Raw genomic sequence first — 12,736 nt, forward strand, 5'->3', positions numbered from 1 at the left:
AAGCCTAGCCCCAAGCTTGACGTCCCCTGGTCACCGGGTCGTGGATATGCCGTGATGTGACGGTGATCTCACTTCCGCACCATGTCTGCCTCCATCGGAAGACCGGGGACGGCCAAAAACGCCCGTACAACGTCATTTACTGACAAAGCCCCGCAGGGGCCGGGCCTCCCACGAGATCGCGCCCCGGCGAGGACGCCGGGGCCGGTCTCCCCCGTCCGCCATGGCGGGGACGCCGTTTCCGCGTCACTCGCTCGAATACCCGTGGCAGAGGCCGAAATCAGAACGTGTTCCATCCACCGGGGAACCGGCGCGCACCGGAGACGCCGGCCCCGCGAGCGGCCCGCGCCGATCTTCACCCGCCGCGCCGCCGGCCACGCACCGGCCGCACGCGCGGAAACTCCGACGTGACGCGCCACTCACGCAGCGTCGCGCTTTCCCGCCCGCCGCAAACCGGCCATGTTCTGTACGCGTTCAGAACGAGATACAACCTGCACAAGAAATACACATATTTCCCGCCACTGCGCCCCTGTCACGAGATATCCTCGTGATCTTTCTTTGCCATGATCCACGAACGTCCGATTGAGAAACGACAAGGATGAAAATGAAGCGAATCCTCACCGGCGTCGCCTTGGCGTCCACCGCCATGATCATCTCGGCCGGCCCGGCCCTGGCCGCGCCGGTGAACCCGGTCGCGCCCGTGCAGAAGCAGTTCGTGGCCGGTCACGGCGTCAAGTTCGCCGAGAGCGTCAAGATCATCGCCGGTGGCCAGCGGCAGGTGACCATCCGGCGCAGCGGCTCCCTGGAGTTCGGCCCCTCCGGCGTCATCGCCTCCGACGTCACCGGCCAGTTCAACATCAAGAAGGAGGAGGCCGAGAAGCTCGCCGACGCGCTCAAGGAACTGGGCGACGAGGACTTCGGCATCGACCTCGTGACCGCGCTGACGATGCCCGAGCGGATCGTCACCAAGGGGCAGTACACCTACCTCACGGGCGGTCTGTGGAGCGCCGTGTTCAACTCGAACAAGTCCTGGATCCGGGTTCCCGGCGTCCAGCCGATCGGCGCGACCACCGCGTACAGCCAGCCGCTGAACATCCTGTCCGAGCCCGCCACGCTCAAGACCCTGCTCAAGGGCGCCAAGGCGACGAAGGACGGCTACGCCGGCAAGATCCAGGCCAAGGACCTGAGCAAGACCTCCCCGCTCTTCGGCGGGATCATGATGCTGGCGGCCCCCGCCAAGTCGTCCCCCAAGGCCGCCGGCGCCATCAGCTGGAAGCTGGCCGTGGACGCCAAGGGCCTGCCGACGCGGCTCGTGTCGGTCATCCCGGCGACGGCGCTGGGCGTCAAGGACGCCAAGGGCCTGGCCTTCAGCGTCGAGACCACCTTCAGCGACTGGGGCACGCCCGTGACCGTCACGGCGCCGCCGGAGCTGGAGGTCGCCAAGACCCTGGACGAGGCGATCGTGGTCCCCGGACCGAAGACGCTCCCGCTGAGCGCCATCGCCCACTGAGAACCGGTCGCGCCCGTCTCCCCCGTGCTGGCGCGGGAGGCGGGCGCGCCGCCTTTCCAGGCTCCGCCGAGCCGTCCGTCCGGACCCCTACGAAAGGCGGGAGTCGCGGACGTCCGCCCAGGCCAGCGAGTGCCTGATGCCCTCCTCCAGCGAGTAGCCCGCGCGCCAGCCCAGCAGCCGCTCGGCCAGGTCGCTGCGCGTGTACGCCCCGGCCACGTCACCCGGGCGGCGCTCGGTCTCCACCACCTCCACCGGGCGGTCCACCACGCGGTTGAACGCCTCGGCCAGCTCGCGCACCGTCGTGCCGGACCCGGTGCCCAGGTTGATGACCGAGCCCTCCGGGAACAGGTCGTCGAAGCGCCGCAGCGCCTCCACGTGGGCCTGCGCGAGGTCCCAGACGTGGATGTAGTCGCGGATGCCGGACCCGTCCCGTGTCGGGTAGTCGGTGCCGGTGATCTGGAACGGCGTGCCCTCCTCGTACGCCTCGATGAGCTTGCCCAGCGCGTGACTGGGCCGCCGGAGCTGGAGCCCGGTGCGCAGCCGCGGATCGGCGCCGATCGGGTTGAAGTAGCGCAGCGACAGGATCCTGATCGGCTGGGTGGCCGCGATGTCGGCGAACATGGCCTCGCACATCGCCTTGGTCCGCGCGTACGGGCTCTGCGGGTCGAGCGGCGACCCCTCGTCCACGGTGTGGTCCTCGCCGGTGCGGTAGATGGACGCCGACGAGCTGAACACCATCCGCCCGCACCCGTTGCGCAGCAGGTGGTCGACGAACTCCAGGCTCTTGGCGACGTTGGCCCGGTAGTAGCCGACCGGGTCGGCCACCGAGTCGGGCACCACGATGAGCGCCGCGCAGTGGATGACGGCCTCGATGTCGGACCGCTCGGCGAAGATCTTGTCGATCAGCGCGCCGTCGCTGATGTCGCCCTCGTAGAAGGCCCGGCCCTCGGCGAACTCGCGCCGGCCCGTCACGAGGTTGTCGAGGATCACCGGCTCGATCCCGGCGTCCAGGCACGCCGAGGCCACCGTGCTCCCGATGAACCCCGCGCCGCCGGAAATCAACACGCTCATGCCAGCCCCCTGCTTCTCACGCTCCACCGCCCCCCGGCCTGCCCGGCGGGGCTCCCCACCACACCCGCCGGCGATCGCCTCGGCCCGGCGGGGCCACGCGGCGCCCGCGCGCCGTGCCCGACCATCCTCGGCCACCGCGCGGAGCGCTCGTGACCATTCAGGACGGCCCGGCGGCGTCGCTCCGCCACCGGCCGGACAGCGTTACGTGATCGTTACAACTTCCGGCCCTCGCGACAGGCGTTTTGTTTGTCTACCTATGAGACGCATGCGAAGCACTTAGTCCTGGAGTACCCCGTGAATCCCCTCTTCCGGAAGCCGGCCCTGCTCGCCGTGGCCGCTCTGGTCTCGATGACGGCCTGCGCGGCGGAGAGCGCGCCCGCGACGCGGGCACAGGCGGCCCCCGCCGTCAGCGCCCCCGCCAAGGCCGCCGCCGCGGCGCCGACGCCGCTCCCCCAGGCGGCCGGCGCCGCCAAGCACACCGCGCCCAAGAAGCCCAAGCTGGAGATCGCCGACATCACGCCCATGGGCGAGGACAGCGAGAAGGTCGGCGTCGGCTTCCCGATCATCGTGACGTTCGACCGCGACGTACGCGACAAGGCGACGGCCGAGGCGGCCCTGGAGGTGGAGGCCGACAAGCCGGTCGAGGGCGCCTGGCGCTGGGTCAGCCCCCGCAAGGTCATCTACCGGACGAAGACGTACTGGAAGCCGCACCAGAAGGTGCTGTTCACCGCGCGCCTCAGCCAGATCCCCGGCAACGAGGCCGCCGAGGACGTCTCCCGCCGCTTCGCCGTGGGCACCGCCAACATCTCGGTGGTGGACACGCGCCGGCACGTCATGAAGACCTACCGCGACGGCAAGATCGCCAAGCGGATCGCGATCAGCGCCGGCCGCGGCGGCCTGGTGCGCAACGGCGTGGACGTGTACCTGACGACCAGCGGCACCCACCTGACCATGGGCAAGAAGCGGGTCGAGACCATGACGTCGTCCTGGATGGGCGTCACCGACCCCAAGGACCCGCAGTACTACAAGGAGGAGATCCCCTGGGCGGTGCGGATCTCCGACAGCGGCGAGTACGTGCACCAGAGCGCCGGCTACTACCAGTACCTCGGCCGCTCCAACCAGAGCCACGGCTGCGTCCGCGCCACCCCCGAGGGCGCCCGCTGGTTCTACACGATCGCCCAGCGCGGCGACGTCGTGAAGATCACCGGCACCAAGCGCAAGCTCGACTGGCGCAACGGCTGGAGCTACTGGCAGCTCAACTGGACCGAGTGGAAGCAGGGCAGCGCCCTGGGTCTCAAGATGACCAAGAAGAGCTGACGTCCCCCGGAGGCGGCCGGTGAGGAACGCACCTCACCGGCCGTCGCCCGTACGGGGCCTCAGAGCTTCTCCAGCGGGGCGTACGCCAGCAGCAGCGTCTTCTCTCCCCCGCTCCCAAAGTCGATCTTCACCTTGGTCTTCTCGGCCTGCCCGTCCACCGACACCACGGTGCCCAGCCCGAACGCGTCGTGCGACACCCGGTCGCCGGGGGTCAGCGACGGAAGCGCCTTGCCGCCCTTCTTCGGCGCGGCCGTCGCGGCGGCCGGCTCGCGGCGCGTCGCCGCGTTCCAGGCGGTCTTCTCCGGCGGCGTGCGCCAGTCGATGAGCTGGCCCGGCACCTCGCTGACGAACCGCGACGCCGGGTTGAACGACGGGGCGCCCCACGAGCTGCGCACCGCCGCCCGCGTCAGGTAGAGCCGCTTCTGGGCGCGCGTGATGCCGACGTAGGCCAGCCGGCGCTCCTCCTCCAGCTCCTTCGGCTCGCCGAGCGAGCGCACGTGCGGGAAGACGCCGTCCTCCATCGCCGTCAGGAACACGACCGGGAACTCCAGCCCCTTGGCCGTGTGCAGCGTCATCAGCGTCACCACGCCCTGGCCGCCGTCGGCGTCGGGGATCTGGTCGGCGTCGGCCACCAGCGACACCTGCTCCAGGAACTCGACCAGCGTGCCCTCGGGGTTGGCCTCCTCGAACTCCGAGGCGACCGAGACGAGCTCGTTGAGGTTCTCCAGGCGGGACTCGTCCTGCGGGTCCTCGGACGCCTCCAGCTCGGCGCGGTAGCCGGTGGCCACCAGCACCTCCTCCGCCAGCGCGGACGGCGGCACGCCCTCGGCCTTGGCGATCAGCTCCTCCAGCATGGCGACGAAGTCGCGCACCGCGTTGAGGGAGCGGGTGGCCATGCCCGGCGCCTCGCCGGCCCGGCGCAGCCCCTCCCAGAACGTGATCCGCTCGCGCGCGGCGAACGCCTCGATCATCGCCTCGGCCCGGTCGCCGATGCCGCGCTTGGGCACGTTGAGGATGCGCCGCAGCGACACCACGTCGGCCGGGTTGGCCAGCACCCGCAGGTAGGCCAGCAGGTCCTTGACCTCCTTGCGCTCGTAGAAGCGCACACCGCCGACGACCTTGTACGGCAGGCCGGTGCGGATGAAGATCTCCTCGAACACGCGGGAGGCCGCGTTGGTGCGGTAGAAGACGGCGACGTCGCCCGCCCGCACGCCCTCCTCGTCGGTGAGCCGGTCGACCTCCTGGGCGACGAACATGGCCTCGTCGTGCTCGTTGTCGGCGACGTACCCGACGATCTTGGGGCCGTCGCCCTGGTCGGACCACAGGTTCTTGGGCTTGCGCGACTCGTTGCGCGAGATGACCGCGTTGGCCGCGGCCAGGATGTTCTGGGTGGAGCGGTAGTTCTGCTCCAGCAGGATCGTGCGGGCGTCGGGGTAGTCGCGCTCGAACTCCAGGATGTTGCGGATCGTCGCGCCGCGGAAGGCGTAGATCGACTGGTCGGCGTCGCCCACGACGCACAGCTCGGACTGGTCGGCGCCCGACCGCACCAGCTCGCCGTCGGCGGTGCGCAGCTCGGGCCGGCCGACCAGCTCGCGCACGAGGATGTACTGGGCGTGGTTGGTGTCCTGGTACTCGTCGACCATGACGTGCCGGAACCGCATCCGGTAGTGCTCGGCCACCTCGGGGAAGAGCTGGAAGAGCGTCACCGTGTTCATGATGATGTCGTCGAAGTCCATCGCGCCGGCCTCGGTGAGCTTGAGCTGGTAGCTCTTGTACGCCTCGGCGAGGACCTTCTCCAGGTGCGAGCCCGCCTTGTCGAGCGCGGTCTCGTAGTCGATCAGCTCGTTCTTGAAGTTGCTCACCTGCGCCGAGAACGACCTCGGCGGGTAGCGCTTCGGGTCGAGGTCCATCTCGCGGCAGACCATGGCCATCAGCCGCTGGGAGTCGGCCTGGTCGTAGATGGAGAAGCTGGAGGGGAAGCCGAGCCGCTTGGCCTCGCGGCGCAGGATCCGCATGCACGCGCTGTGGAACGTCATCACCCACATCGCCTTGGAACGCGGGCCGACGAGCTTGTCGATGCGCTCCTTCATCTCGCGGGCGGCCTTGTTGGTGAAGGTGATCGCGAGGATCTCGCCCGGGTGGACGTTCCGCTCGGCGAGCAGGTAGGCGATGCGGTGGGTGAGCACCCGCGTCTTGCCCGACCCCGCCCCCGCCACGATCAGCAGCGGGCTGCCGTGATGGATCACGGCCTCGCGCTGCTGCGGGTTGAGGCCGTCGAGCAAGGGGTGGTCAACAGAGACGTGGGTCGGCACCCACCTAGGTTATGACTCCCCACCGACAAACGGCGCCCGGAATGCGGACCCCGGGAGCTCCGGTTGTCACGAGAAGACGTCCGATCGAGGACGCGAGGGAATGGAAAGGACCACCATGCTGGCCGAGAGCGAGATCACCCGGGTGCTCACCGTCACGGCGCACCCCGACGACGTCGACTTCGGCGCGGCGGGGACCGTGGCGCTGTTCGGCGACAGAGGCGTCGAGGTCACCTACCTGGTCGTGACAGACGGCGACGCCGGCGGTAACGAGCGCGAGCTGGACAACTCCGGCATGGCGGAGCTGCGCCGCGCCGAGCAGACGGCCGCCGCCAAGGCCGTGGGCGTCACGGACGTGCGCTTCCTCGGCTACGCCGACGGCAGCGTGGTGCCCTCGCTGGAGCTCAGGCGCGACATCGCCCGCGTCATCCGCCAGGTACGGCCCGACCTCGTGATCACCCACCACCCCGACCGCAACTACCAGTTCATCGCCCCGAGCCACCCCGACCACCGCGCGGTCGGCGGCTCGGCCCTCGACGCGGTCTACCCGGACGCCCGCAACCCGTACGCGTTCCCCGAGCTCCTGACGGAGGAGGGGCTGGAGGCGTGGACCGTGCGCGAGGTGTGGCTGACCGGCGGCTCGACGCCGGACCACTGGGTGGACGTGACGGACGCCATGGACCGCAAGATGACGGCGCTGCAGTCGCACGTCAGCCAGGTGGCGCACGTGGAGGGCTTCACCGACTTCGTCAGGAGCCGCTTCGCGAGCTGGGGCGAGCGCGCCGGCTTCGGCCCGGGCCGCTACGCGGAGGGCTTCCAGGTCGTGCAGACGGCCTGACGCCCGCTTGCTACGCGGAGGGCCTCCAGGTCGTTCAGACGGCCTGACGCCCCGGTCGCCACGCGGAGGGCCTCCAGGTCGTGCAGACGGCCTGACGCCTGCTCACCGGGGTGAGGACTTCGCGTCGCAGCGGGCGGCGAGGCGGGCGAACAGGTAGCCCAGGGAGTTGGTCGCCGTGTGCAGCATCGACGGCGCCAGCAGCCCGGCGCGGCGGCGCAGCTCGCAGAACAGCACCCCGGCCGCGCCCGTCGACAGCACGCTGCCCGCCACCACGCGTCCCGTGGCCAGCGGGCCCGGCTTCTCCCCCGCCGTGAGCGCGCCGAGGGCCGGGTTGGCGCGGGCCATGTCGATCGCGGGCAGCACGTGCCAGAGCCCGAACAGCGCCGACGAGACCGCCGTGGCCGCCGCCGTGCCATGGGTGCGGCGCAGCATGCCGTACAGGGCGCCCCGGAAACCGACCTCCTCCAGCAGGACCGTGCCGAAGGGCACCTGGATCAGGGCCTCCTCCAGGGCGCGGGCGTGCGACAGCGACAGGGCCCGCTCGTCGCGGAACAGCCGCCTGGTGGCGGGGACGGCGACGCCGGCCGTGTAGACGGCGGCCACGCCCACGGCCAGGACGCCGCCGGTCAGGACGCCTTTGCGGGGGTGCTCGAACCCGAGCTCCGCCCAGGACGCCCCGGACCGGCGCGCCAGCGCCAGCAGCGCGGCGGTCGCGGCGGCGGAGGTCAGGGGGGCCAGGCGGGGGGCGACCCGGTTGTTCAGCACGTTGGCCGCGGCCAGCACGGCGATCGACGCGATCAGCACCCCTGCAGGCTACGTCCCGGCCGACCGCCACGCCCTCCGCCGACGAACACCCGGCTTCGAGGGCGCGCGGCGCGGACACGGGGCGCCGAGCATGCCTTGCGCGGGCCCTGCCTGATCCGCCTAATCCGAGAGCACCGGACGCACCTGTCGCCAAGCGCGCCTTTCGCCAGGGCGCCTTTCGCGGACGCGGTCTGGTTCGCCGGTGCCGCGCACCCTTCGCCGCGCACCCTTCGCCGGGCGCGCTGCCTGCTCTCGCGTGCCGGGCGCACCTCTTGCGGGCGCGCGACCCGGTCCCGAGTGCCAGAGCGCGACATTCGCGCGCGACCTGGGCCGGTGCCGGGCTCACCTCTCGCGGGGCGCACCTCTCGCGGGGCGCGCGGCCCTATTCGCGAGTGCCGGGTGCGTGCTCCCTTCGCGCACGGACTGCCTTCGTGGGTCGAGGGCGTTCACGTGTGCAACGAGCGGGCGTCAGGCCGAGGCGCGGGTGCGCCAGCCTGCCGGGAAGCGGGAGCGGCGGCGCTCCTGGGGCGTGAGCCCGCCCCAGATGCCCTCCGTCTCCCCCGCGCGTAACGCGTAGGCCCCGCACTCCGCCAGAACCTCGCAGCGGGCGCACACCGCTTTGGCGCGCCGCTCCTGGGCCGACGAGGGCGCGAGCGGGAAGAAGAGCTCAGGATCGCTGGATCTGCACGCGCCCCGTCGCAGCCAGCCGGTCTCCTCCAATGGCATGGCGCCCACGGTATTGCCGGCCCATGATCGGCCGCATCATCCTCTGGGTTGACCTTCGTGTACGACCTGAGCGGGTGCTCCAGGCGAGCGGGGTCAGCAGGCCGTGACTCCCTCGTTGTAGCCGGTCGCGAAGGACTGCTGGCGCTGCTCGGCCGTGCCGTGGGCGGCCGGGTCGAGCCAGTCGTCCGTGGGGTCGCCGGCCGCCTCCAGGTTGAGCAGCAGCTCGTCCTCGTCCCCCGGCTCGGCGCGCAGCGCACCCGACCGGACCAGGGCCGACAGGGTGCCGCCCGCGTAGCAGTCGGCCTGCAGCTCCGCCTGGACGTTGAGCCGGAAGCCGGTCTGGAGCTGGGCCTGCACGGCGTGCCCGAACTCGTGGGGGATGATCAGGTAGACCGATCCGTCGCCCATCTCGTTCCAGAGGCTCTCCATCCAGTCCCGGTCGTAGGCGATGAAGTGGCCGTCCGGGCAGTAGAAGGCGTTCTGCGGTACGGCGGGCTCGCCGCCGCAGCTCGGGCCGTTGCTCCCCGAGTAGGCGACGAAACGGGAGATGGGCTGGTAGGTGCGCCCGGACGCGGCGAACTGCTGCTCCCAGAACGACTCCGTCAGCGACCGGGCCGCCCGTACGTCGCCCTCGAAGCTGTCGTCGCCCTGGACGTTGCGCGACGCGCGCTGGGTGAGGCCGCACGACGCCACCAGGGCGCAGGAGAGCAGGAGCGCGAGGGTGAGGACGAGCGCGCCGGGGCGTTTCACGCGCTTGACCGTTCCCGCGCCCGGGTCGGTCACACGTCCCACGTGTGCACCGGTTCGTTCGCGTGCATGTGCGTAATGTAGTCGAGCGTCATCCGCCGCAGCGCGTCGTACCTGTCGCCGCCCAGGGCGTTCACCTTGTCCACCTGCCAGCTCGCCCCGGTACGGCCGGTCAGGCAGCGCGCCTCGATGATCCCGAGCAGCCGGTCGGCGACGGCGGGGTCCACGCCCCGCACGGCGAGCCCCTCGTGGGCCATCGGGAGCAGGCGGCGCAGGATGAGCTCGGCGGCCGGCACCTCGCCGAGCCCCGGCCAGTACAGCAGGGCGTCCAGGCCGTGGCGGGCGGCGGCGTAGAGGTTCTCCTCGGCGGCGGCGAACGACATCTGGCTCCAGATGGGCCGTCCGGCGTGCGGCAGGACGCGCATCAGGCCGTAGTAGAACGCGGCGTTGGCGGCGATGTCGGCCACCGACGGGCCGGCGGGCAGCACGCGGTTCTCGACGCGCAGGTGGGGCCGGCCGCCGGCGACGGCGTACACCGGCCGGTTCCAGCGGTAGATGGTGCCGTTGTGCAGGGTCAGCTCGGCCAGCTCGGGGATCTGCCCGGCCTTGAGCGCGTCCTCGGGGTTCTCGGGCTCGCACAGGGGCAGCAGCGCCGGGAAGTAGCGGACGTTCTCCTCGAACAGATCGAAGACGCTGGTGATCCACCGCTCGCCGAACCACACACGCGGGCGCACGCCCTGTGCCTTCAGCTCGTCCGGCCGGGTGTCGGTCGCCTGCTCGAACAGGGTGATCCTGGTCTCGCGGTGCAGCTCCTTGCCGAACAGGTACGGCGAGTTCGCGGCGACGGCCACCTGCGGCCCGGCGATGGCCTGGGCGGCGTTCCAGTGGGCGGCGAACGCCTCGGGGCTGACCTGGAGGTGGAGCTGCACGCTGGTGCAGGCCGCCTCGGGCGTGATGCTGTCGGCGTGGGTGTCCAGGATCTCGGGGCCCTCGATGGACAGGTGGAGGTCCTCGCCGCGGGCGGCGAAGATCTGCTCGTTGAGCAGCTTGTAGCGGGGGTTGGCGGACAGGGTGGCCTCGCTGATGTCCTCCTCCCGCAGCGTGGGCAGGATGCCGATCAGGACGAGGTGGCCGCCCTGCGAGCGGGCGCGCGACTCGGCGTGGTTGAGGCGGGCGCGGACGTCGTCCTCCAGCCTGAGGGCGCCGTCGCCGCCGAGGTCCTGGGGCTCGATGTTGATCTCGATGTTGAACTGGCCCAGCTCGGTGGCCCAGTCGGGCTTCTGGATGGCGCCCAGGACGGCGGCGTTGCACATGGCGGGCTCGCCGATCGCGTCGACGATGTTGAGCTCGATCTCCAGGCCGGCCAGCGGCCGCTCGTCCTCGAAACGGGACTCGCGGAGCATCTGGGCGAAGACATCAAGGCATCGTCGTACCTTTTCCCGATATTTCCGGCGGTCGTCCCGGCTGAAAACGACGACCGGCACATCCCTTCCCATACACCGAAATTTCCCCAAGGCGGCCTTTTTAGGCCAGAAATCCCGGACTAAAGGAGGATTAAACGAGCCGACGTGCGGTGGCCCAGCGCGACAGCTCGTGCCGGTTCGACAGTTGCAGCTTGCGCAGCACCGACGACACGTGCGTCTCGACCGTCTTCACCGAGATGAACAGCTCCTTCGCGATCTCCTTGTACGCGTAGCCGCGCGCGATCAGCCGCAGCACCTCGCGCTCGCGCTGCGTCAGCGAGTCGAGCTCCGGGTCGATCGACGGCGCCTCCGACGAGGCGAACGCGTCCAGCACGAACCCCGCCAGGCGCGGCGAGAACACCGCGTCGCCGTCGGCCACCCGGCGGATCGCGTCGGTCAGCTCCCGGCCGCTGATGTTCTTGGTGACGTAGCCCCGCGCGCCGCCCCGGATGACGCCGATCACGTCCTCGGCGGCGTCCGACACCGACAGGGCGAGGAAACGCACCTGCGAGCCCGAGCCGAGCACCCGGCGCAGCACCTCCTGGCCGCCGCCGCCCGGCATGTGCACGTCCAGCAGCACCACGTCGGGCTGCAGCTCGGCGATCGCCTTCACCGCCGTCTCGACGTCCTCGGCCTCGCCCACCACCTGGATCGAGTCGCCCAGCTCGGCCCGGACCCCGGAGCGGAACAGCCGGTGGTCGTCCACGATCAGCACCCGCGTCATTGCTTCAGTCCTTCGTGATCTTCATCGTCAGCATCACCTCGGTGCCCTCACCGGGCTCGGTGCGCACCCTGGCCGTGCCGCCGTGGCGCTCCATTCTCCCGATGATGGACTCCCTGATGCCCATCCGGTCGAGCGGGACCGCGTCCAGGTCGAACCCCTTGCCGCGATCCTTCACGAAAATGGTGGCCTCGTCACCCTCGACTTCGGCGTACACCGAGATGGTAGGACTTTCCGAGTACTTGGCGGCGTTGACCATCGCCTGCCGCGACGCCTTCAGCATGGCGGCGAGCCGGCCGCCCGCGTCGATGTCCATGTCGCCGACGCAGACCACCTCGATGGCGACGCCGTGCGCGTCCTCCTCCTCGGCGGCGATCCGGCGGACGGCCGCGGCCAGCGTCGCGTCCGCGTCCTGCGCCGGCTGGTAGAGCCAGTTGCGCAGGTCGCGCTCCTGCGCTCGGGCGAGGCGCACCACCTCGCGCGGGTCGTGGGCGACCCGCTGGATCAGCGTGAGCGTGTGCAGCACCGAGTCGTGGACCATCGCGGCCACCTCGGCCCGCTCCTCCTGGCGGATGCGCTCACGCCGTTCAAGCTGGAGCTCCTTCCACAGGCCGGCCAGCCACGGCGCGGCGATCACGGTGAGGCCGCCGACCACGACCCCGGTGAACAGCAGTCCGGGCTGCGCGGCGGCCAGCTCCCCCTCGGCGGCCAGGAAGCCGATCGCGCCGATGACGACGAGCGTCACGCCGAGCAGCGTGCGCACCCGGTTGCCGCGGATGCTCTTGGTGGCGCCGCTCACCCAGCCCTTGCGCCGCTCGGGATCGGCCTGCTGCCACAGGATGAGCGCGCCGATGCCGCCCACCGCGAACGGCAGCATGCCGATGCCGCCCTTGGACGCCCCGGTCAGCCAGCCGAACGCGAGCAGCGCCACGCCGATCGCGCTGAACGCGGCGAGCTGGCTCCAGTCGCGCGGCGGCGGCGCCCCCTCGTACGGCTCGCGCGGCGCGATCATCCACAGCACCGCGTACGCCACCGCGCCCGCTCCGCCCGCCACGCACAGCAGCACGAACATCAGCCGGATCACGACCGGGTCGAGCTTGAGCTGCGCGGCGAGGCCCTGCGCCACGCCTCCGAGGAGGCGGCCCTCCATGGGCCGCGTCATCCGGCGGTAGGGCGCGTCGCCACCGGGCTCGGCAAGAGTCTTCTGGTCAGCCATAACACCGTCATCGTCAC

General features: G+C 71.0%; 11 protein-coding genes. 3 read left to right on the top strand and 8 right to left on the bottom strand.

Features of this window, described 5'->3' with window-relative positions; all coding sequences use genetic code 11:
• The first annotated feature begins 601 nt into the window (after positions 1-601).
• Positions 602-1,507 carry a hypothetical protein gene (locus HD595_RS11040; protein WP_253768204.1) on the top strand — a complete coding sequence of 302 codons (906 nt, stop codon included), beginning with the start codon at positions 602-604 and terminating at the stop codon, positions 1,505-1,507.
• An 87-nt stretch (positions 1,508-1,594) separates the two neighbouring features.
• On the opposite strand, the gene galE is transcribed toward HD595_RS11040, so the two are convergent.
• Positions 1,595-2,578, bottom strand: coding sequence for a UDP-glucose 4-epimerase GalE (gene galE / locus HD595_RS11045; RefSeq protein WP_253768206.1), 984 nt, complete (start codon positions 2,576-2,578; stop codon positions 1,595-1,597).
• Positions 2,579-2,872: 294 nt separating this feature from the next.
• On the opposite strand from galE, the gene HD595_RS11050 reads away from it, so the two are divergent.
• Positions 2,873-3,895 (top strand): L,D-transpeptidase, encoded by a 1,023-nt coding sequence (locus HD595_RS11050; protein WP_253768208.1) that lies wholly within the window; start codon positions 2,873-2,875, stop codon positions 3,893-3,895.
• A 59-nt stretch (positions 3,896-3,954) separates the two neighbouring features.
• Here the strand turns inward: HD595_RS11050 and pcrA are convergent, their stop codons facing one another.
• Positions 3,955-6,177, bottom strand: a complete 2,223-nt coding sequence (gene pcrA, locus HD595_RS11055; protein ID WP_253781124.1) for a DNA helicase PcrA — start codon at positions 6,175-6,177, stop codon at positions 3,955-3,957.
• A 145-nt stretch (positions 6,178-6,322) separates the two neighbouring features.
• Between pcrA and HD595_RS11060 the strand changes: the two genes are divergently transcribed.
• Positions 6,323-7,042: a PIG-L deacetylase family protein gene (locus HD595_RS11060; protein WP_253781126.1), complete on the top strand. Its 720-nt coding sequence runs from the start codon at positions 6,323-6,325 to the stop codon at positions 7,040-7,042.
• Between the two features lie 102 nt (positions 7,043-7,144).
• On the opposite strand, the gene HD595_RS11065 is transcribed toward HD595_RS11060, so the two are convergent.
• From HD595_RS11065 to HD595_RS11090, 6 genes are all read right to left on the bottom strand, one after another.
• Positions 7,145-7,846, bottom strand: coding sequence for a CPBP family glutamic-type intramembrane protease (locus HD595_RS11065; RefSeq protein WP_253768210.1), 702 nt, complete (start codon positions 7,844-7,846; stop codon positions 7,145-7,147).
• Between the two features lie 468 nt (positions 7,847-8,314).
• Complete coding sequence (locus HD595_RS11070; protein ID WP_253768212.1) at positions 8,315-8,572, bottom strand: WhiB family transcriptional regulator; 258 nt, start codon at positions 8,570-8,572, stop codon at positions 8,315-8,317.
• 93 nt (positions 8,573-8,665) lie between these two features.
• Positions 8,666-9,364: a neutral zinc metallopeptidase gene (locus HD595_RS11075; RefSeq protein WP_253768214.1), complete on the bottom strand. Its 699-nt coding sequence runs from the start codon at positions 9,362-9,364 to the stop codon at positions 8,666-8,668.
• Positions 9,352-10,722, bottom strand: a complete 1,371-nt coding sequence (locus HD595_RS11080; protein WP_253768216.1) for a glutamate-cysteine ligase family protein — start codon at positions 10,720-10,722, stop codon at positions 9,352-9,354. The genes HD595_RS11075 and HD595_RS11080 overlap by 13 nt, the downstream gene beginning before the upstream one ends.
• 151 nt (positions 10,723-10,873) lie before the next feature.
• Positions 10,874-11,506 (bottom strand): response regulator, encoded by a 633-nt coding sequence (locus HD595_RS11085; protein ID WP_253768218.1) that lies wholly within the window; start codon positions 11,504-11,506, stop codon positions 10,874-10,876.
• Positions 11,507-11,510: 4 nt separating this feature from the next.
• Entirely contained in the window at positions 11,511-12,719 is a 1,209-nt protein-coding gene (locus HD595_RS11090) for an ATP-binding protein (RefSeq protein WP_253768220.1), read from the bottom strand.
• Positions 12,720-12,736 lie beyond the last annotated feature (17 nt).

Source organism: Nonomuraea roseoviolacea subsp. carminata, assembly GCF_024172185.1.
Classification (GTDB): domain Bacteria; phylum Actinomycetota; class Actinomycetes; order Streptosporangiales; family Streptosporangiaceae; genus Nonomuraea; species Nonomuraea roseoviolacea.

Bases quoted from the DNA above. Each gene is read 5' to 3' on its own strand.
- HD595_RS11060 (WP_253781126.1), top strand. From the start codon at position 6,323: ATGCTGGCCGAGAGCGAGATCACCCGGGTGCTCACCGTCACGGCGCAC.
- HD595_RS11070 (WP_253768212.1), bottom strand. From the start codon at position 8,572: ATGCCATTGGAGGAGACCGGCTGGCTGCGACGGGGCGCGTGCAGATCC.
- HD595_RS11090 (WP_253768220.1), bottom strand. From the start codon at position 12,719: ATGGCTGACCAGAAGACTCTTGCCGAGCCCGGTGGCGACGCGCCCTAC.
- HD595_RS11085 (WP_253768218.1), bottom strand. From the start codon at position 11,506: ATGACGCGGGTGCTGATCGTGGACGACCACCGGCTGTTCCGCTCCGGG.
- galE (WP_253768206.1), bottom strand. From the start codon at position 2,578: ATGAGCGTGTTGATTTCCGGCGGCGCGGGGTTCATCGGGAGCACGGTG.
- HD595_RS11080 (WP_253768216.1), bottom strand. From the start codon at position 10,722: ATGCTCCGCGAGTCCCGTTTCGAGGACGAGCGGCCGCTGGCCGGCCTG.
- HD595_RS11040 (WP_253768204.1), top strand. From the start codon at position 602: ATGAAGCGAATCCTCACCGGCGTCGCCTTGGCGTCCACCGCCATGATC.